Origin of the sequence: Streptomyces sp. WM4235 (assembly GCF_001279725.1) — a bacterium.
Classification (GTDB): domain Bacteria; phylum Actinomycetota; class Actinomycetes; order Streptomycetales; family Streptomycetaceae; genus Streptomyces.
The window spans coordinates 1-22,225 of sequence record NZ_LGDE01000464.1 but is presented as its reverse complement, the minus strand read 5'-3'; the positions used below and the strand labels follow the sequence as shown (position 1 = coordinate 22,225).

The window sequence follows — 22,225 nt, the reverse complement described above, 5'->3', positions numbered from 1 at the left end:
GGTGGGGCTCAGCCGGTGCTTGCCCGCCGGCGCCGCAGAAGCAGGGCGGCTCCGCCCGCGAGGGCGAGTGCCGTGCTGGAACCGCCGGCGAGGAGCAGGGTGGAGGAGACGGCGTCGTCCTCCGTGCTCTGGAGGCTGTAGCCGCTGGAGTAGCCCTTGGTGTCGTAGTCCGAGCCGGGCAGTTTCTCGGCGTAGCGGGCCTTCAGCAGCTTCTGGTAGTCGCCGAGCGACGCCGACGCCTGGCCGCCCAGTCCCTGCCGGGCCTCGTCGTTGAGCGCCTCGACGGTGAAGAGCTTGAGCTGGTACCAGCCGCGGATCTGCGGCTCGGTGAAGACCAACGTGCCGACGGTGGCCTTCCCCGCGTATGTGGCGTCGCCGTCGCCGTCACGCACGGCCGCCAGGTGCCAGCCGCCGCCCTGGGTGGGGGCGAGCATGACGGTGGCGTTGCGTCCGTTGACGGTGGTGCTCAGCGAGGAGACCAGTCCCGTCAGTTTGACCGCCTTGGCGGGCAGTGGCTGGGCGGTGCCCGCGGCGAAACCGGGCGTGATCTCGTTCAGTGCCACCGGGTCCTTGATCGTGAAGACCGGGAGGTCCTGGCACGGCTCGGCGATGTCGGGGAGGGTCTGCACCGGCCCGCCGGCGCCGTCGGCGGGTACCGGCGTGCGCAGGAAACGGCAGACGGTGTTGCGCACGTCGGCGGACTTCACCGCTTTGAGAGCAGCCTGGTAGTCGGGGATGTCGGCCGGGAGGGGGTCCTTGGCCGGAGCCGCGTGCGTCGGGCCGACGACGGACAGCAGTGCGGACGCACTCAGTGCGACGACGATGGACAGTCGGGAGAAGCGGGGTGTCGCCCGCCGGCTGGACGTTTTGGTGCCGCTGGTGCCGCTGGTGCCGCTGGTGTCGCGCATGTCGCCTGCCTTAGCGGGAGATACCGATGCGGGAGTGGGTCCACTTGGACGAGCTGTTGCTCACGTAGTCGTTGTAGTTCCACCACGTGTACGTGGTGGTGTTCGGCCACGGGTCGGCCACGGCGATCGTGCTGTTCGAGGTGTCGAAGCCGTAGATCACGTTCATGTGGCCGCCACCGGACGTCCACCCGATACGGGCGCCGAGAGGCCGGCCCGCCTTGACGTCGGTGTACACCTGGTTGAACGTGGCCGCGCTGTTCAGGCCCGAGCCGGTGTGGGTCATGCCGAGGCTGCTCCAGCCCTTGGCCATGTCGTCGAGCGTGGCGGGCTGGTTGTCGCAGCCGTAGTAGGGCTGGGCCCGGTTGCAGAAGTCCGTCTGCGTGGAGCCGAAGCCGTGGAACTTGGCGATGGTCAGCCCGGAGGCGACCCAGCACCATTGGCTCTTCTCCTGCTTCAGCATGTTGATGCTGTCCTGGCCCGCTTCCGCGTGAGCCGTGCCTCCCGTGGCCGCGAGCGATCCCAAGGCGGCCAGCGCGATGGCCGACGCCGTGGTTCCGTACCTGAACCTGCCCATTTTCCTGCCTTCCCCTGATGGGTACAACGAGATGAACGGGGCGATCTGGCAGGAATATGACAGCGCATCATGCCTGAGTCAGATAGAGACCTTGCGGAAGATTACCTCCTAGTGATTATTTGTCAGGTCATCATGGGATTCGGGCACTTACGGCTCATGTCCACCTGTCCGAGACGGACCGCACTGCTGACGATCTGCCCCTCCCCGGCCGGCTCCAGGTCCCCGGCCCGTGGTGCGGGCGGGATGCGCGCCCGCACCACGGGCGTCGAAACGCCTCTGGAACGTTCAGGTTCCGAGCCGGAGCCTCAGCTGTCGGCCAGTGTGCGGTCCAGGAGGGGGAGCAGCTGGTCCCAGTGGTGTTGCAGTCCGACGGGGTCGAAGGCGTCGGTGTCGGACATGGTGAACCCGTGGACGGTGCCGGGGTAGATCTCGGAGGTGTGGGCGACCCCGGCGGCTTTCAGGCCCTGGTTGAGTTCGTCCAGGGTTTCGGGCGTCAGGTCGCTTTCGGCGTGGCCGAAGTGGACCTGGGCGGTGATCTCGGCGAAGGCGCCGGGACCGTCCGCTCCGACGGGACCGTGGAATGCCGCGAGGGCGGCCACCCGGCCGGGGTGAGCCGCGGCGGTACGCGTCGCCAGAAGGCCGCCTATGCAGTAGCCGGTCACCGCGACCGGACCGGCGGCGACCTCCGGCCGAGTGGTGAGGAACCCGAGGTAGGCGTCGGCATCGCTCAGGGTCCGTTCCACGGTGTGCGCCTCGATCAGTGGCATGACCTGGGCGAAGACGGCGGGCCGGGCCTCTTCATCGATGTACTCGGGGAGTTCGATCACCGGTGTCGGGCCGTGCCGGTAGAACACGTTGGGGACGAGCACGTAGTACCCGTGCCCGGCCAGTTCGCGGGCCATCTCCCGCAGCACGGGCCGGATACCGAAGGCGTCCGGGTACATCAGTACCCCCGGGAACCGCTCGCCACGGTCGGGGTAGGCGGCGAAGGCGTCGGCCTGGCCGGCCGCGGTGGGAATGTGCAGCATCTTGGTGGGCATGACTTCTCCTGTCGTGGTTGTCGTATCGAGCTGTGGTCGACACGACAGGAGGCGGAGCCCGCGCGGCAATGCCGGAGCCCCGATCCCACGGCGGGCCGGCGACGGCCCGTACGGCGCTCAGAGCGGCACCGGGTCGCCAATCCGTGTGTGGCGCAAGGCCGTCCCGGTAGTCATGACTGCAACATAGCTCACCGGACAGGATCGAGGCCGGCGCATTCCCCGGGCCACCGTGCCGCGCGCCGTCACCGGCGGGGCGACGGCCAGGAGGCCGGCCCCGCCTTCCCGCCACATCGCCGATGGGGCCCTTCCCCGGCCTGAGACAATCAGCAGGAAGGGCCAATGAACGAAGGGGTGGAGACCATGATCAATCTGGTATTGCTCGGCGTTCTGGTGCTCGCCATCGGCGGGTGCGTATGTGTGGTGTGGGCGGAACGCGGCGGCCCCCGTTGGGTCCGCGGTCTGGCGACCGTGACGCTCGCCGCGAGCGAGCTGATACGTCGCTCCGGGAAGAACCGGCGCCGGAACCGGAACGGGAACAGCGGTGGCGGTGACTGAGAACTCCTGACGAAATGGGGTGGGCGGATGCACTCCTGACTCCAACTCGATGAATCTTCCCCGCCATGGAGCACTCGCTGACCCGAAGCCGGCCTGAGCCGCTGCTCAAGGTCAGCGCGGAGTGAGGAGGCAGAACTCGTTGCCTTCCGGGTCGGCCAGAACCGTCCAGGAGATCGCGGACTGGTCGATACCAGGGTCGGTGGCGCCCAAGGCGCGCAGTCGGGCCTCTTCCGCTTCCAGGTCGTCACCGGGGTAGGGGCAGACGTCGAGGTGGACGCGGTTCCACACGCTCTTGGTGTCGGGGGTGCGGAGGAACTCAAGGTAGGGACCGACACCTTGGGCGGAGCGCATGGTCGCGTTGTCGTCCGTGACCTCGTGCAGCGTCCAGTCCATCGCCTGGCCCCAGAACCGGGCCATCCCTCGTGGGTCGACGCAGTCGACCACCACCGCGGCGATCGGCCCGGTGTCGCGGTAGATCGGGCGGGGCTCCAGGACGCAGAACTCGTTGCCCTCCGGGTCGGCCATGACCGTCCAGGGGACGTCACCCTGACCCACGTCGGCGAGCGTCGCGCCGAGATCCTTCAAGCGCGCGACCAGATGCGCCTGTTGGGCGGTCGAGGTGGTGGCCAGATCGAGGTGCACCCGGTTCTTCACCGTTTTGGGTTCCGGGCGGGCGATGATGTCGATGCAGACGGCCACGGGGTCGGGGTAGGCGAAACCCACGGGTTCGAGGTTGGTCACGCCGGGTCCCTCGCTGTCGACACCCCAACCGAGTGCCTCCGCCCAGAACCGACCGAGCGCGGAGTCGTCCCGAGCCTTCATATTGATCTGCACGAGTCTTGTTGCCATGCGCAGATCCTAGAAGCCGCCGCGATCAGACGTGTGCCCGGTCCCGGTACTGACCATGGTTGCCCTCGTCGAGACCGCATCACTCCCGCGCCCCCCGCAGGGCCGCGCCCCGGGCACGGCCCTGCGGGAGGTGCGTTCAGAACGTCACAGGATCTCGATGGAGTTGACCTTGGGCGGGTGGTTCGGGAACACGGCCAACGGCGGCGTACCCACCACTCGAGTACGTCACTGGCTGCCCGACGCCTCCGCGTACTCGGTGAGCTGGCTCTCCTGGTCCCGGGTCAAGTGCCGGACCTCCCACACCAGCGTGGCGGTGTCGACCACCTCGGGTGCGAGTGCGGGGCCGGCCACGGAACGGTGGACGCCGGTCAATGCGGCCAGCACCGCGCCCGGTACGCCGAGCGTCGCGGCGAAGCCGTCGAGCATCTCCGCATCGAGCGGCTTGGCGCCTCGCCCCACCGCGCCGATGGTCGAAGCCGCCTTGCAGACTCCGGACATCAGACACATCACCTTGGCCGCCCCCGACCAGTTCAGGTTACGAAGCGCGAGCATCCGCAGGAGGAGCGAGCCGAATCCCGGCGGGTACTGCTCGTGCGGGCGGGGCTCCCAGGGAGTGAGCGTGCCCGCCGGCGCGGTCATGGAGCGGGCACGGTCCCGCAGCAGCCGCCGGCCGGCCTCGGGCAGGGCGAGGGAGCGGGACACCAGGGCACTGGAAGCGCCGGCCGTCTCGTCGAAGAGCCACGCGGTCTCCGGTACGGGGAGGTCCGCGACGAGCAGGAGGTCGTGGGTGCGCAGCCCGGTCCGCTCCGCGAGGACGTCGAGGAGTTCATCGGTCGGGGGCCACGTGACCGAGAGGCCGACCGCGCCCGCGAGGCGCGCCAGACGTACGTCGGGTTCGGGGTAGGTCGAGGGTTCCATGGCCACCACGGCTTCGGTAGGGGGTGGTCGGTCGTGTCGGTCGTGTCGGTCGTGTCGGGGACGGCCTCGTGGAGGCCGTCCCCGGCGGTCGTGTGCCCGGTCAGGGCCGCTTGGGCCCGGGGTAATACTCCCAGGCCTTCTCGGTGAACACCCAGCCGTGCGCCAGGAACGCCGCGCGGGTGACGTCCTTCAACGGGGTGAACCCCTCCTTGTCCAGCGGCATGTAGTGACCGGAGAAGTTCTCGATCCGGGTGAACACGCCACCGGGACCCACGACGAACTCCCCCGCCATGAGCACGGGCTTGCGCTCGCCCAGCGAGGTGTGTCCCGCGCCGCCGTTGACGGCACGCATGTCGTCGACGTGCACCGCGCGCAGGGAACCGTCCAGGCGAACGACGAAGAGGTACTCGCCGGGGCGCAGGAACGCACCGAACGGTTCGCCCATGTCCGCCGGGATGTCGCCCTGCGGCTCGTGATCGACACCCGGGCGGAACGGCACCCAGATGTACGGGCCGCAACCGAGGTCGGCGTCATCCGCGGCGGCCGACTGGAGCCAACTTCCGCTGCCGGTGCGCAGCATTCCGGCGCCGGTGGCGCCGTCGAGGCCGCTCTTGGTGGCGGTGGCGGTGGCGTTCGTGAGGGACTTGCCTCCCTTGCCGCCCTTGCCGCCCTTGCCGTCGTCGGTCAGGCACTTGGTGGCCTTCTTGGCCCGCTCCAGTGCCTTGTCGAACTTCTTGAGCTTCTTCTTCGCCCCGGCGACCTTGTCGAGGAACGTGCCGATCCCCCAGATCGCCTTGGTGATCTTCGGGAGCTTCGAGCCGAGCTTGAGCAGCTTGCCCGCCGGCAGGCTGGAGACGATCGCCCACAAGCAGGTGGGGATGTCCGGGTCCTCGATGCACGCCATGATGTCCTCGGCGAACATCTCGACCAGCAGCTCACCCCCGTTCTTCAGGAGGTAGTCGAGGATGCCCTGCTTCGACAGCTCCAGGGCCTCCTTGTACTCCTCCTCGCTCAGCCCCGCCTCGGCCAGCGCCTTCTTCACGGCGTCCGGGGCGGCGTCGACGGGGGGCGGTGTCTGGCCCTTGGCGGCTTCCGCGCGAGCCTGGCGTTCCTGTTCCCGCTGGTACTCCTCGGCCCGCTTGGCCGCCTCGTCGGCCTGCTTGGCATACGTACCGGCGTTCTTCGCCGCGGCCTCGGCCGAGGTGGCGTACTCCTCCGCCGATGTCGCCAGCTTCGCCGCATCGGCGGCGTCCTTGCCCGCCTTCTCGGCGGCTGCCTGCGCGGTGGCCGCCTCCTTCTCCGCCAGCGTCGCGGCGTTGTTGGCCGCGGCGGCCTGGTTCTCCGCCTCGGTCGCGGCGTTGCGCGCCCGCTGGGCCTCGGCCTCCGCCTGCGTGGCGGCGGTCCGGGCGGCGGCCGCGTCGGCGAAGGCCTGGTTGGCGGACTCGCGGGCGAGCTTGGCGTCGCCCTGTGCCTGGGTGTCGGCCTGGTTGGCGCGGGCGGCGGCGGCTCTGGCCTTGGCTCCGTCCTCGGCGGCCTGCGCCGAGGACTTGATCGCGGCGGCGGCCGAGCGTGCGGCGTCCGCCGTGGATCGTGCGGCCGCGGCAGCGGCCTTGAAGGCGGGTGCGACCTGGGCGTTGGCCTTCTTGGCCGCCGTCTCGGCCGCCTCGGCGGCCTTGACCGCCTCGGTGGCCCGTGCTTCGGCCTTGGTCGCCTCCTCCTGGCCCAGTTGCAGGGCCGCCTTGGCCACCTCGGCTGCGAAGTCGGCGCTCACGTCGGTGCCGGAGAAGGGAGCGGTGAGGGTGATGGCGGTGTTCGCCGGGTCCGCGATGCCCGCGGCGGTGTAGCGGGCGGAGGCCGCGGCCTGGAGCGCGATGCCGGCCTGCACTCTCGCCATGCCGGCTTCGCGAGTCGCCCCCTCGGCCTCCTCGCGCGTGCGGTTCGCGGATTGCAGCGCCTGGTTGGCGTGGATCGCCGCGAGGCCGGCGAGGCGCGAGGCCTCGTGCGCGGCGATGCCCGCGCGGGCTTCCTGCGCGGTGGCCTCGACAGCCTTGGCGTTGGCCCGGTTGGCCGCAGCATGGGTGGCCGCCGCCTCGGATTCGGCCTTGCTCGCCGCCGCGTTGGCCGCGCGGGCGGCTGCTTCGGCAGTGTTGGCCGCCGCGTTCGCCCGTGAAGCGTGCGCGTTCGCCTCCTGAGCGGCGGCGCGGGCGCGGCCGGCGGCGCCGTCGGCTTCGATGGCCGCCTGCCGGGACCGTATCGCCGCCGCCGACGCCCCGTCCGCGGCGGTCCGCGCCTGTGACGCGGCCGTGCCCGCCGCGTTGGCGGCACTGCGCGCTTCGGTGGCCGCGGTCCGCGCGGTTTCGGCGTACTCGGTACCGGCGGAGGCCGCGGCCACCGCCTCGTTGGCCTTGGCCCTGGCCTCTTCCGCCCGGTGGAGCCGTTCGGCCTCGGTCGCCTTGTCGCGGGCGGTGCGGGCCTTGGACTCCTCCCCGCGCGCCTGGCGGTCCGCCCCGGCGGCGATGCCCTCCTGGGTTTGCGCGTCCGCACGCTTCTGTGCCGCCGTGGCGGCAGCGGCCTGGGCATCGGCACGCTTGGCCGACGCGGTGCGCTGCTCGGCTTCCGCGCGGGCCCGGGCGGCGGTGGCCTTGTCCCGCTCCTGTTCCGCCCGTACCCGGGCGGCGGCGGCCGCCTGCCGCTCCCGTTCGGCGATCACCCGCTGCTCGGCGGCGACCTTCGCCTGCTGCTGCGCCTCGATCCTGGCATCGCGGGTGCGCTGCGCATGGGCCCAGGCCGACTTCTCGGCAGCCTCGGCCTCGATCCGTGCCTGACGCGATGCTGCCGCCGCGTCCGCCGCGATCTTCGCCTGCCTGGCGGCCGCGGCCGCGAGACCGGCCGCCGCCTTGGCGTGCTCCTCGGCGTTGGCGCGCCAGGCCTTGGCCTGCTTCTCGTGCAGTTCGGCCTGGTTCTGGGAGTTGAGGCCCGCGGCGTCCGCGGCGGTGGCGTCGACCGCGTGGCGGGCGGTCTGCGCGGCGCGCGACGCGGCGTCGGACGCCGCGGCGATCCCGCTGGCCACGTCGGACCACTGCGTTCCGTACGTCAGGCCGGTCTCCACCAGGATGTCGGCCTGTACCTTCGCCTGCCCCGCCGCCACCTGGGCCTGATTGGCGGCGGTGTCGGCGAAGCCCACTTGGCGGGCCACGTCCTCCTTCACCCCGGTGTAGTCCGACAGGCGCTTGCCCGCCCGGTCCGCCGCGAGCATCCGGTCGGCGTTGCGCGAGGCGGCGGCCGCCTGGCTCATGGCGTTGGAGGAGTTCTTCAGGGCCCGGACCGCGTCCCCGTGCGCGGCGATCAGCTTCGTACGGGCTTCGGCGGCGCGGGCGGCGTTGTCGGCCAGCTTGCGCAGCCGCTCCGCGGCCTCCAGGGCCTCCTTCTGCGCGTTCTCGTGCGCGGCCCGGTCGTCGGCGTCCTTCTGCGCCGCGACCAGGTAGCCCTTCGCCAGGAACTCGGTGATCACCTTGTCGTTGCCGGTGGCCAGCGCCGACTGCGCGGCCCGCTTGACCTCGGGACCGCCGATCGCGGCGAGCATCTCCACGCGCTTGCGGTTCTCGGCCGCGCGCTGCTGCTCGTTCTGTTCGGTGGCCTTGTCCCGCTGCCGGGCGATCTCGGCGCCGAAGGCCAGGAAGTCCGCGCGGTCCTGAGCGGTGCCGTTCAGTACGCGCTCGACCTCGGCGTTGAAGTGCGGGCCGCCCGTGTCCCGCATCGCCCCGATCTTCTGCCGGTTGTCGACGTCGGCCGCGTTCCGTTTGTCCCGCGCCCGCTGACGGGCCTCCGCCTCGCCGCGCTCCAGGAAGTCCCGGAGCGCGTTCGGGTCCGTACTCGCCAAGGCCTTCTTGGCGGCCTCGCGGACTTCCTCCTCCTCGTCGAACTCCGCGTAGTCCTGCACCAGTTGCCGGTCCCGCTCGTCGCTGATCCGGTCCAGTTCGGTCCGGGCGTCCCCCGGCGGCGGCGTCGCGCGCAGCTTGGCCAGTGCAGCGTTCCCCCGCTGCACGATGTCGAGGGCGTGGGCGTCCAGGACCGCGCCCGCCGGCCTCTCGGCGGCGGGGGCCGCGGATGCCTGCCCGGTCAGGCCCGCGAGCAGCGCGGTGGCCAGCGCCGCGGACACCGTCCTGGCCGCGATGGTCCGGACACGGCCGGCCCGTCTTCCGACCCTCGGCCGGAATGTCTCTCCCATGAGGAATGTCCCCCCGAAATATGTGAAAAATGGACAGGATGGGCATGGAGAACGGGTGCTCCGCACCTCGTGGGCCTGCCGGAGGATCCCTTGCCGGAAGGTGGCGGCCCCGGCAGCGTCCTGTTCCTCCTTGGACACGGACTGTCGGTTCTCGTCGGCGGGGCGCAGCGTGAGCCAGACCGGCGTCCGCAGCTTCGGAGGGAGCCCCGACAGCGCGATCAGCCGTACCTCTCGGCCTGCTGCGGCGCATCCGCCCGTGCCGGTACGAACACCGGCTCACGCCGGGCCTCCCGGGCACGGATGGTGGGTCCCGCGAGGGTTCCCGCCACCGCCGCGATCACCGTGGAGGCGGCCGCGGTCATGCGGAAGGCCCCTCTCGTCGCTCTCGTCGCACTCGTCGAACTCGTCGCGCTTGTCGAAGGGGTGGGGTCCCGACGCCCGTCAGGGGGCCAGTGGGGGGACGACCTGCCACGCCGGGTGGGCCCGCAGGTCGATGTCATCGCTCCAGCGCCCGTGCAGGGAAAGCTCGTTCCGCTGAGTGATCGCCACCTGGGTCCCCTCGTTGTACGAGCCCGCGATGAACCAGGCGGCCGTGGGCCTGCTCTGAGGCCAGCCCTTCATACGGGCACACCAGGTGGCATCGGCGCGGAAGGCCGTGGTGTTGTCGTCCGCCGCCAGGGTCACCATGTTCTTGGACTCGTCGGCCCTGAGGTAGTGGCCGGGCTTGGAGGCGGCCTCGAACGAGTGGCAACCCGCCTGTCCGGACAGCGAGGGGACGACGAGCCACGTGGCGTTCTCCCGCCAGTCCGACGGGCTGGCCGACGTCACCGGGCCGACGGAGGCCGCTCGGCCGTTGACACCGGGGTGGCGGATGGGCTGCCAGGTGGAGGGGTCCGTTGCGAATCCGATCAGCAGGGACTGCCGCCTGGCCCTCCTCTGGCCCTCCTCGGAGAGGAACTCCGCGACCGCCATGTCACCGGTGGCCAGCGCCTTCTCGGCCGATGCCACCAGGTTCGGGTTGAATCCGCTCTCCCGGGCCACGGCGAGGACCTGCCGCGCCAGCACCCGGTTGGCCTCCGCCGACTTCGCGCGCCGCGCGGCGTCGTCGCGCTTGTAGGCCGCCTCGGCACCGTTGCCGAGGAAGCTCTGCCAATGGGCCGGATTCATGCTGTTCACCGCGGACTGGGCGGCCCGGTACAGCTCGGAGTCGTGCAGATCGGTGGGCGCCGTCCGCAGCATCTCGCGGAGGAAGATGTCGTCGCTCACGTCGAGCAGGCTCTGCGTCATCGGGACGCGGAACAGGGCGGCGACGTTCTTGCGCTCGGCCTGCCTCTTGCGGAGTTCCGCCTCCTTGCGGTCCTTCTCGGCGAGTTCGAGCAGTTCTCTGGCGACGTCCCTGTTGTGGGCCTCGCGCGCGCCGTTGGTGATGAACTCCTGCCGGGCCGCAGCGGCTCCGGTCAGTGCCTGCGTGGCCGCGGCGCGCACCTCGGGGCCGGAGGCCGGGTGCCTGAGGACCGCGCGGATGAAGCCCTCGTCGTTGAGCTCCAGCATCTCGGGGGAACCCGTGATGCCGATGATCGTTATGACCTGCTGCCGGGCGACTCGGGCGAGGCGTGCGGCCTCCGCCTTGTCGCGCTCGCGCTGCTGATCCAGCCGGTGCGCCTCATGGATACCGGTGGTGATGTACGCGACGTGGTCGGCGGCCAGGGTGCTCGCCATGGCCCTCTCGGCCGCCGTGCGCACCGAGTCGTACGTCTCACCGCCGTCCCGGGCCTTCTGCCACAGGGCGTGGATGAAGTCGTAGTCACTCAGCAGCAGTACGTCCCACGTGGGGTCGAGTCGCACCAGGGCGGCGGCGTCGACCCGTTGGGTCTCGGTGGTGCCGATGCCGACCGCCCGTACCTCCTCGTGCGGCGGTACCGGGACCGCGAACGCCGCGGTCTCGGCGCTCACCGCGAGGACGCCGGCCACGACGGTGGCGCCGATCACGGCACGGGTGAAGGAACGACGGACCCCCGTCGACGGAATTCCTCTGTGCGTGTTGATGTGGACCCCCCAGAGAACAAGACCGATGGAACCCGGCTCGCAGCCATGGAGAGGCCGGGCGGGCACGAGGGGAAGTCCGGGAACCGTCACGCGCGAGATGAAGCGAAAGCGACGGGTTCCCCATTGGCCGGCTCCCCCCGGAACCCGCTGATTCGGCGAATCACGTGACGGGATGAAAGCCGGTAACACCCCGTCACGGCACGGCGGTTGGTCAAGCCGGCTACCTGGACCCTACCAAAGGGAGCCACTAAACGATCAACGGATATGAGCCGGTCCTGGCCGGAAAAAACCGGTGGAAAGGCGGGCGGAAATCACCCTTGCGGACCCGGCGGTGGCCGGCAGCCGGGGGGTGAAATCCGATATCGGGTCCCGGCCACTCCGATTCGCCGCGTGCGCTTGCGATGGCCTCCCGCGTGAGGGTGCGGTCACCCCCGTCGCACGGCACATTCCCGGTGCCGTGCGATTACGTGTTGAATCGCCGCGGCGGCGCGGAAGTGAACGCGGGCCCCATGAGGGACGGCACCAACGACACCGTCACGTGCTTGCGGGAGCCGCCCGTGACGTCGCCTCTCACGGTGCGGCGGTCGGCGTGCTGGGCGACGTCAGCGGGCGCTGCCGATGTTGCGGTCGGCGTCGGAACCGCTCAGCATCAAGGTGGTCTCCTCGATGCGGTGGAAGCGGCCGTCGGGGGCGAGGTCGGCGAAGACGTAGACCTCCATGGTGACGGTGCTGCCGTCGTTCTTGGTGATGTGGCAGGTGTGCCGGTCGGCGTACTTGTCGCCGTCGTACAACTCGTCGTGGATCTCGACCGTGCCTCCGGCGACGATGCCGCGCAGGTGACCGATGTGGTCGAGGAACTCCGCGCGGTCGGCCCACTGGCCGTCGGTGCGCTGGCGGTACCCGGGGGTGAAGTGGCGCTCGGCGGCCTCCTCCAGGGTGATGTCGCGGTTGAAGAGCAGGTCGTTGAGGGCGGCTTCGATTCCGGTGCGGTTCATCGGGACTTCCTTGTGGTGTGAGGTGGCAGGGGAGGGCCGGGGCCGGCGCCGGCGATGCGCAGGGCGCCGGCGGGGCTTTCAGGCGACGGTCGCGAGTGTGGTGTCGAGCCAGTTGAGGATGCGGGCGAGGGCCAGGCGCATGGCACCGGGGTGGCAGTGGGCGCCGGCACCTTCCTCGGCGGTGAACAACATCAGGGTCTTGGGGCAGGTCAGGTGCTCGTAGAGCTGCTCGGGCTGGCCCTTGAAGAACTCGTCCTCGGCGGCGTCGCACACGAGGGTGGGGCACTGGATCAGCTCGGCGATGCCGTCGGCGAGGGTGTAGTCGAGGTAGGAGGCGCAGAAGGCCCTGGGGGTGTCGACGCCCATCACGTACATGCCGTGGTTGAACGCCCATCGGGAGGTGGCGTCCTGGGCCATGATCTCCTCGAAGCCTGCGTCGAGTTCGGGGGCGGACTCGGCGCGCAGGAGCCGTTCGGCCTGCTCCCGGTCGCCCGGGATGTTGCGGACGGATATCTGGCCGAGGTCGTAGACGCCGTCGACGGCGATCACGGCGGCGAGGCGGTGCTCGAAGGCGGCGGCCCTGGGGGCGAGCAGGCCGCCCATGCTGCTCCCGAGAAGCGCGATGCGGGCGTTGTCGACCTCGGGCAGCGCCTCGGCGAAGTCGACGACCGGGGTGATGACGTTCTCCCAGTCCGGGCGGAAGACCATGCCCTGGTGGTGGCGGGGGCCGGGCTGCCCGGGGCCGTCGAAGGTCAGCACGGTGTACCCGCGCTCCACGGCGGCCAGCGCGCCGCTGAAGTGGAGTTCCTCGGCGGTGCCGTCGAACCCGCTGTGCATGATCAGGGTCGGGCGGGGCGTGCCCGTGTCGTCGACCCGGTAGAGGTAGCCGGGCAGGGTGGTGCCCTCGTAGGGGATGCGGACCGGTTCGATGCGGGGGGTGTAGAGCGCGGCGGCGGCCTGGAAGCAGGCCACGCTGCGGTCGTAGGCGTGGTCGTGGCGGGGGTCGCACGGGGAGCCGTGCTGGAAGAACTCCGCCGACCGGTAGTAGTTGGAGGCGCGCAGGAATCCGTCCCGGGCGCTGACGGTGTGGCCCGCGTCCAGGGCCCGCCGCGCCTCGTCGGCCACCCGGTCGGCGGTCGCCAGCCACTGCTCGTGCCAGCTGTCGTAGTCGCCTTCCTTGATGCGCTCGCCGGTGGAGACGACCTCGCCGAAGTCGGCGCCGCCGTAGGCGATGTGGCTCATCGAGCGCAGGGTCTCGTACCAGAACTGGGGGTTGCCGGGGAACAGCAGCGGCTTCATCACACTCTCCTTAAGCACAGATCTGTGCGTACGGCAGGACTGTAGCCCCCTCAGGCGCCAATAAGCAAATAGTTGTGCTTAGCGCTTACGATGGGTGGGTGACTTCGAAACAACCGGCCCCTCGCCTGCGCAAGAGCCCCGAGCAGGTCCGATCAGCCGTCCACCAGGCCGTCATCGACCTGCTGTCGGACCCCCAGGGCGCGGACCTCACCATCCCCGCGGTCGCGCAGCGCGCCGGGGTGAACCACACCAGCGTCTACCGGCGTTGGGGCAGCCGGGAGGCCCTCCTTGCCGACGTGGTCGTCACCCGTCTCGAACGGGACTGGCCGCTCGCCGACACCGGCAGCCTGCGCGGCGACCTGACGGCCTGGGTGGAAGCGGGCGTCGCGAGCATCCGCACGCCCGAAGGGCGACTGCTCATTCGGGCCGTCGCCCTGTCGATGCCGGGCAATGCCACGGCGCAGGGGCAACGCGCGGAGCAGTTCGAACGCCGCATCGGCGCGATCGAGCGCATCCGCGACCGCGCCGCCGCCCGCGGCGAGGTCCCCCCGCCGATCGACCAGATCCTCGACCAACTCGTCGCACCGCTCTACCTGCGGGCGATCTTCGGCATCGACCCGCCGGCCTCCGGCTACCCGGAACTCCTCGTGAACCGTCTGCTCGGCAGCACGGTCACGCCGCGGTCGACCTGAGGGGCGATCACTCCCTCACCGGCCGGGCTCCGGGCGCCAAGCCGGCGCGGCGCGGACGTTACACGCGCCGAGCTCCACCGTTGTTCGGGGCGCCACCCCCGTCCGCGGACCGTCACCCGCGCCCGAGTCCGAGTCCTTGCCGGTGTCGGTGCCCGCACCCGAGTCGGTGCCGGTGCCGGTGTCGGTGTCGGTGTCGGTGTCGGTGTCGGTGAGATGGTGGGCACGCGCCGCGATGGTCACCTCAGTGTGACTCGGCCCCGACTTTCAGACTGTCGCACCGCGTACGCCACCTCCACAGCGTGTGCCCCACAAGAGCCACGGCGGCGAGGGCGGCGAGCACGCGAATCACGCTCCAGGTCGCCGCGGGAACCGGCCCCGCAGTGGCTTCCTCCACGCCCAGACGCACCGAGGTCTCATAGAAGGCGATCAACGGAATGAGCAGACGGAACGAGAGGCCCGCAATGCCTGGTATGCGCGCCAGGTTCCCGAAGAGTCCCACCGGGGCGCCGAAAAGAAAGGCGGCTATTCCCCAGAACAGAATTCCTGGTGCGGCATCCCCCACGCTCGACTCGCCGGCGACGTCCATGCCAATGGGCGCCACGGGACTCAAAGCCTTCGACAGGTAGTAGACGACCACGCCGACGGCCAATGCCGAAGAGGCCAACAGAGCCGCCGTGACCTTCGATTGGCGGAAGTAACCGACGAGGAAGGCGAAACACGCCCACGACCAACCCCCCGAGAACACGATGCTCACGACATGGAAGATCGGGCCGTCAAGTTTGGCCGCGAGCGCCCCGACTGCGCCCATCGCCAGGCCCGCTAAGAGGATTGCCGGCACGGCTACGAGCCGAGCGCGCGAAGAATTCATTCCACCGGTTCCTTGTTCGAGACATCCGCTGAAGGGGGTAGGGCGATCATCCCAAGCCCTTGGCCTGGAATGCCGCGTGGGGGAGGACGAAGTGGTGGACTCGGCGGTGCAGGCGCTGGAGGCGTACCGGGGGGAACTGACGGGCTACTGCTATCGCATGCTGGGCGCGTACGCGGAGGCTGAGGACGCCGTGCAGGAGACCCTGGTGCGGGCCTGGCGGAACATCGATGGGTTCGAGGGCAGGGCGACGCTGCGTTCGTGGGTGTACCGCATCGCCACCCACGTGTGCCTGGACGCCCTTGCCGCCGCCAAGCGGCGGGCACTGCCCATGGACCTTGCCGGTCCGAGCGAGGGCGGCACGCCGCCCGGGGCTCCGTCGGACGCCGCCCTGTGGGTGCAGCCCTGCCCCGGCGGAGATCCGCAGGCGCGGGCCACGGCCGGCGAATCAGTGCGACTCGCCTTCGTCGCGGCGCTCCAGTACTTGCCGCCCAGACAGCGGGCCACGCTGATCCTCCGTGACGTTCTGGGCTTCTCGGCCAGGGAAGTCGCCGACCTCCACGGCACCAGCGTCGCGTCGGCCAACAGCGCCCTCCAGCGGGCCCGAGCCACATTGGCGGACCGCCGCGGGAACACCGCGCAGCGGGTCTCCGACCCGAGCGACGCCACCCGCCGAGTGCTGGCCGAGCGGTACGCCACCGCCTTCTCCCGCTACGACATGGAGGAGCTGAACATGCTGCTCCACGTCGACGCCACCCTGTGCCTGCCGCCGTACACGAAGTGGATGCGCGGCATCCACGACATCCGGGCGTGGCTGACCGGCCCGGCCGTCGGCTGCCGAGGCTCCCGCCTGATCCCGACCGTCGCGAACGGCTCCCCCGCGTTCGGCCAGTACCGTCCCCATACGAGTGGCATCGGCTTCACCCCCTGGGCCCTTCAGGTCGTCGAGTTCTCCGGTGACCGGATCACCGGCATCACCGCGTTCCGTGACACCGAGCGGCTGTTCCCGCTGTTCGGACTGCCGGACCATGTGGGCGAGGACGCCGCCGTCGGCGCTCGCACCTGACCGCTCGCCACGGTGGATGCGGACGCCGGCGGGCATCAGGCCGTGCACTGCGGTCCTGGGAGCCGGAACGCGAGCTGAACGCGATCGGTCAAGGACGTGAAGGACCGGGCGCTTTCGTCCGGATCACTTCCGCCGGCCGGGATCGGTGGCGATGATGTGCGTGTGATCCACCGCATCGAGACTCTGATCTCGGCCTTCGGCGTTCTGGCGAGTACGTTCATGCTCTTCGCCGCCCTTCGGGAGTATCGCTCCGGGGCATCGGCCTTCTGGATCGCGGGTGGGATCGTGCTCTTCCTCGGCGCCGTGTACACGCTCGTACGAGATGTGCGACGACTGCGCACAAGGCCGACGACCTGACGAGGGGGCGCCGCTCCTGATCGCCTGCCCGCCCCCTGCCTGATCGCCCGCCGGGTCGCCTGTCTGCCCCGGCCTGGTCACGGGGCCGGGGCGTCGATGGTGTTGCCCTTGTCGTCGAGGGTGTGGGTGCGCCAGTACACGTCCCAGGTGTCGTCGACGTGCCGGGGCACCTTGCCGTCGGGATAGCGTGTGTAGCCCTCGGGCAGCGGTTTCCCGTCCGGGACGCAGGCGGAGCCGGTGGCCCCGACCGTCATGACGGGGTACTCCCCGCCTCGACAGATGGCGTCCTCCATCGAGCACCCGGCCAATGTCGCGGCGAGCGCCACAGCGGCGAAGAGGACGCTGCCACCGCTCTGGTGACGGTGCGTACGGAATGTGGTCATGTCGGCCTCCTGTCGTCCGGGGACATATGCCCGGCGCGAGTCCGCGCACGCGCGAGCGGCCTGGCCGGCCCTCGACATCGGCCTGACGTCGGCCTGACATCGGCCTGATATCGATCTGACACGGCAATGCGAAAACTCAGTCCCTAAAGTCCCTGACAAAACCGGGCGATCGGTGATCAATCGCCCGTAATCCAGTACCGATCGCGGTGGCGGCCCGTGGTCCTGGGCCCGGATTCCCGGGGCAACGCGCCGCCGCCCAGTGCCGGAACCGTGTCGGATGTCCGGCCATCCTCACCTCAGCACGTGGTCGCAGGTGACCACACGCTTGACCTCAATCACGCTTGAGGTGTGACGATGATCCACATGACCTCGGAATCCACATCCCGCGCGGCGGACATAGAAGCGATCCGCCGGCTCGTCGCCACCGTCGAGCACTCCCAGCGAAACAAGGACCCCGAAGAGTTCCTCGGCCTCTTCCACCCGGACGCGATCTGGACGACGGCTCACGGCAAGGTCCTCATCGGCCTCGACGCGATCTCGGAGTTCACCCACAAGGTTCTCCCCTCGGCGAGCTGGGACGGCGAGGTCACCTACGAGGTGGTCCACGTGCTCTTCATCCGCCCCGACGTCGCGGCCGTCAAGGTCCGTCAGCGTTACGTGGCCCCGGGCGAGCAGAGCGAGGGCGCCCCGCTGTACGTGATCTCGAAGCAGGCCGACGGCCGGTGGCTGCTGACCGCCTGCCAGAACACGGGCGTCGTCACCGCCTAGTGGCTCGCCTCGGATGGTTGGCCGGGTGGGCGTCGGCGGCGGCTGGCCGGGCGGCGAGGGAACCGGTGGAGCTGGTGGCTGAACTGGATCGAGTCCGAGTGCGCCGCCCCGCGCCACTTCGCCCTCAACGGGACCGACCACCGCAGCCACGATGAGTGGAACGCCGTTCCATCAACGCCGTCATCAACACCGCCATCCGCCTTCGCAAGGCCCACCGCTGAGCCCAAGACCGGCTTCGCCCCCTCCTCACCGATCCCGCGGCTGGAACGGCTGTCCGGCGAAGGCAGCCTGACCCCGTCATCGAACAGCGCGCTGCGTCGGGTCGGCCGGCGTCCTACTCGCCGACCTCCCCGTCGATCGCTTCGCGAAGCAGGTCGGCGTGGCCGTTGTGGCGCGCGTACTCCTCGATCATGTGGGTGAGGACATAGCGGAGCGAGATGATCTCGCCGCGGAAGTCCACGGTGTCCTCGAGGGACTCGACGGCGTCCGCGGCGGCGCGGGAGCCCTCGCACGCCTCGTGCCAGAACGCGAACGCCTCGGCCACGTCGGCGTCTTCCACATGGAACTCGGTGAACTCGCCGTCGATCCTCGGCCACAGGGCCTCGCAGCGCTCGCCGTTCAACACCATTCGGAACCAACTCCGCTCGACCTCGGCCGCATGCCGTACAAGCCCCAGGAGGGACAGACCCGAGGTCGGAACCGCCTTCTGCCTCAGCTGTGCGCCGGTCAGCCCCTGGCATTTCATGGCGAGGGTCGCGCGCTGGTAGTCGAGAAACGCGGTCAGCGACGCACGGTCGCCGGCCACCTTGGACGGATGCATGCGCCGGTCATCACTCATCGCGTGATCATGACAGGAGGCTGGTCTCGCGGGTTTCCTCGTCCGGAAGGTGGACGGGACATCCGAACCGGAGCGATCCATCTTCCGTCGTCATCGAGCAGACTCGGATCGGTACCGGGGAGGGCGGTGAGCCAGGTGCGGGCGTCGGAGCGCGGCATCCTGAACCCGCCGGTCCATCCACTCGGGAAGGCGCTGCTCGCCACCCCGTCGCAGGTGGCATGAAGGCCGCATCGCCCTCCGCGCCGCGCTTCAGACGGCGTGATGATGGTGGGAGCCTCTCCGTTCGGGCATGTATCCGTCGTCGAGGTCGACCAGCACCAGCGTGATGCGCATGAGCCCGAGGGCCTGCAGCGACCGCGGGGTCTCCTCGACGAGCCGGCACCCCTGTAGACCGATCCGCGGGTCGGGGTGGCGCAGCTCGCGCACCGAGCCTTCGTGGTGGACCAGGTCGGCGCCGCATCCCAGTACCCAGTCCGGCATGTCCTTGAGGTACGTGTCGCGCAGCGCGGGGTGCCGGTGGACATCGCGGCGGATGGCCCGGAGGACGGTGTCCTCGTCGTGTCGCTCCAGGCTCGACGAGAGCTGGGCGAGCATGGCGAGTTGCCACTTCGGGTGGTCGACCAGCACGGTCGGGGCGTCGGGGTGGAAGAGGCCGAAGCGCAGGAAGTTGTCGGCGGGCATCGCGGTCGGGTGGTTTCGCACGCCCTTCAACAGGTCGTGGTAGGCCTTGTTCGCCATCTTGACGCCCCACCGGTGGTCGATCACGAAGGTGGGCAGTGAGAGTGCGTCCATCATCACGCCGTAGTCGCCCAGGAAGGCCGCGGTGGCCGGATCCGTGGGGCGGTCACGGTGGAACATGGCGCGCAGGGCGGGCTGTGGGGCGCGATCGACGGCGTAGCGGAAGAGGCGGTCGGTCTGGTACTCGGACATCTCCAGGGCGTGTGCCAGGGAGTACAACTTGTGGTCCGTCCACTCCTTGACCCTGCCGCGTTCCCAGTTCCCGTAGGAGCGGCCGCTGATCTCGAGTCGCTCGGCGACCTCTTCCTGACTCAGGCTCAGATGATCGCGACGTCCTTTGAGGAAGTGCTGTAGACGCCGTGCTCGGATCTTCGCGGCCAGGGAGTCCCGGGGGTCCGTCCGACCGACCGCCGCATGCCCGCCGATGTCCACTGGTTCCCTCCTACGTCGTGGCTCGGTGCCTGGTCTGTCCGGCAGGGTTCGTTGGAGTTCACACGAGGCCACGAGGCCACGAGGTCCCTCAACTGCCGGGAGTACGTGAGCGGCAGGGCTGTGACGTCCTGCACGTTCTCCGTGGCGGTTCCACGGACCTTCGTCGGCGCAGGCGAACGCCCGACAATGTTTGACATACGAACGACTGTCGAACATCTCGTGGGGCGATCCTGCTCCCCGCGCCCCAACCTGTCAACGATCGTGTCTTTTGGGCCTTCGAGCCGGCCGGAACCTGCCACAACAGTGGCAGGCTCTGGCCGCAGAGGTTGAACGCGTAATAGCCTCGAGGCGCCCCTTGCCCGGTGCTCTTGTCCGTTGTTTGCCATCCTTGTCAGTTGTTTGCCACCCTTGTCCGTTGTTTGCTGGCTTTGTCGTCGTCCGTTGTCCGTGCGAAGCAGCCCTCACCCCACGCAGAGGAGATCGATCGGTGACAGAAGACTCCTCGGCCTCGGAGGCCAGGGCCGCACACGCCCTGACAGCCGGCGTTGCCAGGGTCGTCAACCTTGCGGCGAGGCTCGGACGCTCATGCGAGGACGTCCTGGACCCCGGAGACCTTCACCTGGCCACGGGCGTACCGGTGGCTGTCGTCGAGGCTCTCCTCCGTGGGGAGAACGCCGGAGAGCCGGACATCCAGGAACGGTTCATGCAGCGCCTGGAGGTCATCCGCGCCACTCATGTGAGGGAGAACAAGCGCAAGCACTCACAGGCGCAGATCGCGAAGACGACCGGGATCTCGCGTCAGCAGATCAACGCACTGGTCAACGGCGAACGCAGGCCGACGATGGATCACTGCGCCCGCATCGAACGCTTCTTCGGTCGTCCGGCCGGCTTTCTCCAGTCCCTGGACGCCGAGGCTGTCGCCAACGCGGTGCTTCCCTTGGAGAACGCCCTGTTGGAGGAGCTGGCGCGGCGGGAGCCGTCGGTCATGACGATCTCGTTCAACGAGATTCTCGCCGGCCACGGTGTCGAGGGGATCGCGGCGCGCGCGGCACTGCTTCCCACCGACCAGCACCGCGCGAAGGTCGCGGAGTGGCTCGACAGCTTCATGGCCGAGCCGGCGTCCGACGCGGATGGCAGCGGCTGAGCCCCGGCGTGCGTCCGGGCGGCCCGGCTTCGCGGACGAAGCGACCGAGCTGCCGGCTCGGCGGACGCGCCCGCGCCCCACGAAGCGCCGGGTACCGAAGGCCGGCTGACGGGTGGCGGCGACGGCGTGGGCCCCCGTGGAGCGGGTGCGGTGGCCGCCCGTCCGCTCCGGCACGACGCTGTTCCACAGGACGTCGTGGTCTCCGTCCCGGCGGTCGCGGGCCGCCAGAGCCCCGTTCTCGGCGCCGGGGACGGCGTCGAGGCCAAGCGCGCCCGGGAAGCGGAGGACAGCGCCGAGCTGTCCGGCCTGGAACCGGCGCACAGGGTGCGCCGCTTACTGGTTCCCGCAATGACCGGGACACCCCACCTCAGGACGATGCAAGACAGGATCGAGGCCGCCCTGAGCTACCGGAATGTAGGAACCTGACGTGTCCGACCTGAGCTTCTTCATACCCGCGCTCATCGCGGTGGCAGCCTTCTGCATCAGGCTTCCCGGCTTGCTCAGGAACCCTCGCGATCCTCTTCTGCGTGCCGTGGCCATGCTGCTGCTCACCGCTGCCGGCGTCTTCCTGTTCGGGATGATTCCGATGATCGCCTGGGTCAACGACCTGATCGGCGTTCCCAACAGCGCCGCGCCCTTCGTGTACTCGATCCTCATGGCTTTCAGCGGGTCCTGCATCGTCCTGCTCATCAACTGGCGAGGAGGATCCGCCGCGCGGATCAGGCAGGCCACCCGCTGGTGCGTCGCCGTGTACGGCATGGTCATCGTCGGCCTCTTCACCTTCTTCGTGTGGGGCGACGCACCCGTCGAGCGGTTGCGGGACCTGGACACCTACTACGCCACGACTCCGTACATCCGCGAGATGATCGTCTTGTACCTGGTCGCCCACGCCGCGTCGTCGCTCGTCATGACGTCCCTGTGCCGGCGATGGTCGCGCAAGGTCACCGGCGAACTGCGGACGGGCCTGAACCTGATGGTGTGCGGCTACCTGCTGACGGTCGCCCACGACGTGTGCAAGTTCGCCGCGATCGGTGCCCGCTGGGCAGGTCATGACTGGGACGGCCTCAGCACCGACGTGGCGCGCTCCCTGGCCTCCCTGGCCTCTCCCTTCGTCGCCGTCGGGTTCGGCCTGCCGTTGGTCGCGCAACGTCTGCGGGAGCCCTGGACGGACTGGCGGCGCTACAGGCAGCTCGGACCTCTCTGGCGGCTTCTGAGCGACCTCTCCCCGGAACACACCAGCGTGAGGATCTCGTGGTCGGCGTCGCCGGGAGTGCGGGTCATGCGGCGGGAGTCGGACATCCACGACGGCTTCCTGACACTGAACCCGTACTTCGAACGGAGCGTCCACGACGCCGCTGTCGCCGATGCCCTGGCCTCCGGCGCCACCCCCGAGGACGCGGGGGTCGCAGCGGACGCGGCCATGGTCGTCGCCGCCGGGGAAGCCCTGCTCGCCGATCCCGAGCACCGGGTCATCGCCTCGTCCCGGGCGTCGCAGGACAGGCTCGGAGGATTCCGGGACCTCGTCGGCAT

At 70.0% G+C, this 22,225-nt stretch carries 22 protein-coding genes; 7 read left to right on the top strand and 15 right to left on the bottom strand.

Annotation, left to right across the window (positions count from 1 at the left end):
- Positions 1-8: 8 nt before the first annotated feature.
- From ADK55_RS33590 to ADK55_RS33580, 3 genes are all read right to left on the bottom strand, one after another.
- Entirely contained in the window at positions 9-908 is a 900-nt protein-coding gene (locus ADK55_RS33590) for a hypothetical protein (protein ID WP_053684445.1), read from the bottom strand.
- 10 nt (positions 909-918) lie between these two features.
- Entirely contained in the window at positions 919-1,482 is a 564-nt protein-coding gene (locus tag ADK55_RS33585) for a papain-like cysteine protease family protein (RefSeq protein ID WP_053684443.1), read from the bottom strand.
- 305 nt (positions 1,483-1,787) lie between these two features.
- Entirely contained in the window at positions 1,788-2,522 is a 735-nt protein-coding gene (locus ADK55_RS33580; protein ID WP_053684441.1) for a dienelactone hydrolase family protein, read from the bottom strand.
- A 339-nt stretch (positions 2,523-2,861) separates the two neighbouring features.
- Between ADK55_RS33580 and ADK55_RS33575 the strand changes: the two genes are divergently transcribed.
- On the top strand, positions 2,862-3,077 hold the full coding sequence (locus ADK55_RS33575; RefSeq protein WP_386937133.1) for a hypothetical protein: 216 nt from the start codon (positions 2,862-2,864) through the stop codon (positions 3,075-3,077).
- A gap of 111 nt (positions 3,078-3,188) precedes the next feature.
- Here ADK55_RS33575 and ADK55_RS33570 read toward each other — a convergent pair whose 3' ends face one another.
- The 7 genes from ADK55_RS33570 to ADK55_RS33545 form a co-directional block, all read right to left on the bottom strand.
- The gene (locus ADK55_RS33570) at positions 3,189-3,926 is read right to left on the bottom strand and encodes a VOC family protein (protein ID WP_053684439.1); all 738 of its coding nucleotides are present in this window, start codon (positions 3,924-3,926) and stop codon (positions 3,189-3,191) included.
- Positions 3,927-4,151: 225 nt separating this feature from the next.
- On the bottom strand, positions 4,152-4,850 hold the full coding sequence (locus tag ADK55_RS33565; RefSeq protein WP_053684437.1) for a hypothetical protein: 699 nt from the start codon (positions 4,848-4,850) through the stop codon (positions 4,152-4,154).
- 94 nt (positions 4,851-4,944) lie between these two features.
- A complete protein-coding gene (locus tag ADK55_RS33560) occupies positions 4,945-9,072 on the bottom strand; it encodes a hypothetical protein (protein ID WP_199826696.1) in 4,128 nt (1,375 codons plus the stop codon).
- A gap of 218 nt (positions 9,073-9,290) precedes the next feature.
- Positions 9,291-9,434 (bottom strand): hypothetical protein, encoded by a 144-nt coding sequence (locus tag ADK55_RS38955; protein WP_159041634.1) that lies wholly within the window; start codon positions 9,432-9,434, stop codon positions 9,291-9,293.
- 79 nt (positions 9,435-9,513) lie between these two features.
- Positions 9,514-11,061 (bottom strand): AbfB domain-containing protein, encoded by a 1,548-nt coding sequence (locus ADK55_RS33555; protein WP_053684435.1) that lies wholly within the window; start codon positions 11,059-11,061, stop codon positions 9,514-9,516.
- 659 nt (positions 11,062-11,720) lie between these two features.
- On the bottom strand, positions 11,721-12,113 hold the full coding sequence (locus ADK55_RS33550) for a nuclear transport factor 2 family protein (RefSeq protein WP_053684433.1): 393 nt from the start codon (positions 12,111-12,113) through the stop codon (positions 11,721-11,723).
- Positions 12,114-12,191: 78 nt separating this feature from the next.
- Positions 12,192-13,412, bottom strand: coding sequence for an alpha/beta fold hydrolase (locus tag ADK55_RS33545; protein ID WP_053684431.1), 1,221 nt, complete (start codon positions 13,410-13,412; stop codon positions 12,192-12,194).
- 98 nt (positions 13,413-13,510) lie between these two features.
- Between ADK55_RS33545 and ADK55_RS33540 the strand changes: the two genes are divergently transcribed.
- The gene (locus ADK55_RS33540) at positions 13,511-14,104 is read left to right on the top strand and encodes a TetR/AcrR family transcriptional regulator (RefSeq protein WP_053684429.1); all 594 of its coding nucleotides are present in this window, start codon (positions 13,511-13,513) and stop codon (positions 14,102-14,104) included.
- A 15-nt stretch (positions 14,105-14,119) separates the two neighbouring features.
- On the opposite strand, the gene ADK55_RS33535 is transcribed toward ADK55_RS33540, so the two are convergent.
- Positions 14,120-14,344 carry a hypothetical protein gene (locus ADK55_RS33535; protein WP_053684427.1) on the bottom strand — a complete coding sequence of 75 codons (225 nt, stop codon included), beginning with the start codon at positions 14,342-14,344 and terminating at the stop codon, positions 14,120-14,122.
- A 1-nt stretch (position 14,345) separates the two neighbouring features.
- Positions 14,346-14,942, bottom strand: a complete 597-nt coding sequence (locus ADK55_RS33530) for a hypothetical protein (protein WP_234350363.1) — start codon at positions 14,940-14,942, stop codon at positions 14,346-14,348.
- A 106-nt stretch (positions 14,943-15,048) separates the two neighbouring features.
- Here ADK55_RS33530 and ADK55_RS33525 point away from each other — a divergent pair, with 106 nt between their 5' ends.
- Positions 15,049-16,035 (top strand): sigma-70 family RNA polymerase sigma factor, encoded by a 987-nt coding sequence (locus tag ADK55_RS33525; RefSeq protein ID WP_053684423.1) that lies wholly within the window; start codon positions 15,049-15,051, stop codon positions 16,033-16,035.
- A 162-nt stretch (positions 16,036-16,197) separates the two neighbouring features.
- The gene (locus tag ADK55_RS33520; protein WP_053684421.1) at positions 16,198-16,392 is read left to right on the top strand and encodes a hypothetical protein; all 195 of its coding nucleotides are present in this window, start codon (positions 16,198-16,200) and stop codon (positions 16,390-16,392) included.
- Positions 16,393-16,469: 77 nt separating this feature from the next.
- Here ADK55_RS33520 and ADK55_RS33515 read toward each other — a convergent pair whose 3' ends face one another.
- A complete protein-coding gene (locus ADK55_RS33515) occupies positions 16,470-16,775 on the bottom strand; it encodes an SCO0607 family lipoprotein (protein ID WP_053684419.1) in 306 nt (101 codons plus the stop codon).
- A gap of 354 nt (positions 16,776-17,129) precedes the next feature.
- Here ADK55_RS33515 and ADK55_RS33510 point away from each other — a divergent pair, with 354 nt between their 5' ends.
- Positions 17,130-17,543 (top strand): SgcJ/EcaC family oxidoreductase, encoded by a 414-nt coding sequence (locus tag ADK55_RS33510; RefSeq protein ID WP_420713718.1) that lies wholly within the window; start codon positions 17,130-17,132, stop codon positions 17,541-17,543.
- Positions 17,544-17,877: 334 nt separating this feature from the next.
- Here the strand turns inward: ADK55_RS33510 and ADK55_RS33505 are convergent, their stop codons facing one another.
- Both ADK55_RS33505 and ADK55_RS33500 read right to left on the bottom strand, forming a co-directional pair.
- Positions 17,878-18,381, bottom strand: a complete 504-nt coding sequence (locus ADK55_RS33505) for a DinB family protein (protein ID WP_053684417.1) — start codon at positions 18,379-18,381, stop codon at positions 17,878-17,880.
- A gap of 249 nt (positions 18,382-18,630) precedes the next feature.
- Positions 18,631-19,551, bottom strand: coding sequence for a helix-turn-helix domain-containing protein (locus tag ADK55_RS33500; RefSeq protein ID WP_053684414.1), 921 nt, complete (start codon positions 19,549-19,551; stop codon positions 18,631-18,633).
- A gap of 487 nt (positions 19,552-20,038) precedes the next feature.
- On the opposite strand from ADK55_RS33500, the gene ADK55_RS33495 reads away from it, so the two are divergent.
- Complete coding sequence (locus tag ADK55_RS33495) at positions 20,039-20,695, top strand: helix-turn-helix transcriptional regulator (RefSeq protein WP_053684412.1); 657 nt, start codon at positions 20,039-20,041, stop codon at positions 20,693-20,695.
- A 427-nt stretch (positions 20,696-21,122) separates the two neighbouring features.
- Positions 21,123-22,225: MAB_1171c family putative transporter (locus tag ADK55_RS33485; RefSeq protein ID WP_053684407.1), on the top strand; the 1,103-nt coding region annotated here is incomplete at its 3' end.

What these genes read in the sequence shown, in the direction of transcription:
- ADK55_RS33590 (WP_053684445.1), bottom strand. Translation starts at nt 908, where the DNA reads ATGCGCGACACCAGCGGCACCAGCGGCACCAGCGGCACCAAAACGTCC.
- ADK55_RS33585 (WP_053684443.1), bottom strand. Translation starts at nt 1,482, where the DNA reads ATGGGCAGGTTCAGGTACGGAACCACGGCGTCGGCCATCGCGCTGGCC.
- ADK55_RS33580 (WP_053684441.1), bottom strand. Translation starts at nt 2,522, where the DNA reads ATGCCCACCAAGATGCTGCACATTCCCACCGCGGCCGGCCAGGCCGAC.
- ADK55_RS33575 (WP_386937133.1), top strand. Translation starts at nt 2,862, where the DNA reads ATGAACGAAGGGGTGGAGACCATGATCAATCTGGTATTGCTCGGCGTT.
- ADK55_RS33570 (WP_053684439.1), bottom strand. Translation starts at nt 3,926, where the DNA reads ATGGCAACAAGACTCGTGCAGATCAATATGAAGGCTCGGGACGACTCC.
- ADK55_RS33560 (WP_199826696.1), bottom strand. Translation starts at nt 9,072, where the DNA reads ATGGGAGAGACATTCCGGCCGAGGGTCGGAAGACGGGCCGGCCGTGTC.
- ADK55_RS38955 (WP_159041634.1), bottom strand. Translation starts at nt 9,434, where the DNA reads ATGACCGCGGCCGCCTCCACGGTGATCGCGGCGGTGGCGGGAACCCTC.
- ADK55_RS33550 (WP_053684433.1), bottom strand. Translation starts at nt 12,113, where the DNA reads ATGAACCGCACCGGAATCGAAGCCGCCCTCAACGACCTGCTCTTCAAC.
- ADK55_RS33545 (WP_053684431.1), bottom strand. Translation starts at nt 13,412, where the DNA reads ATGAAGCCGCTGCTGTTCCCCGGCAACCCCCAGTTCTGGTACGAGACC.
- ADK55_RS33515 (WP_053684419.1), bottom strand. Translation starts at nt 16,775, where the DNA reads ATGACCACATTCCGTACGCACCGTCACCAGAGCGGTGGCAGCGTCCTC.
- ADK55_RS33510 (WP_420713718.1), top strand. Translation starts at nt 17,130, where the DNA reads ATGATCCACATGACCTCGGAATCCACATCCCGCGCGGCGGACATAGAA.
- ADK55_RS33505 (WP_053684417.1), bottom strand. Translation starts at nt 18,381, where the DNA reads ATGAGTGATGACCGGCGCATGCATCCGTCCAAGGTGGCCGGCGACCGT.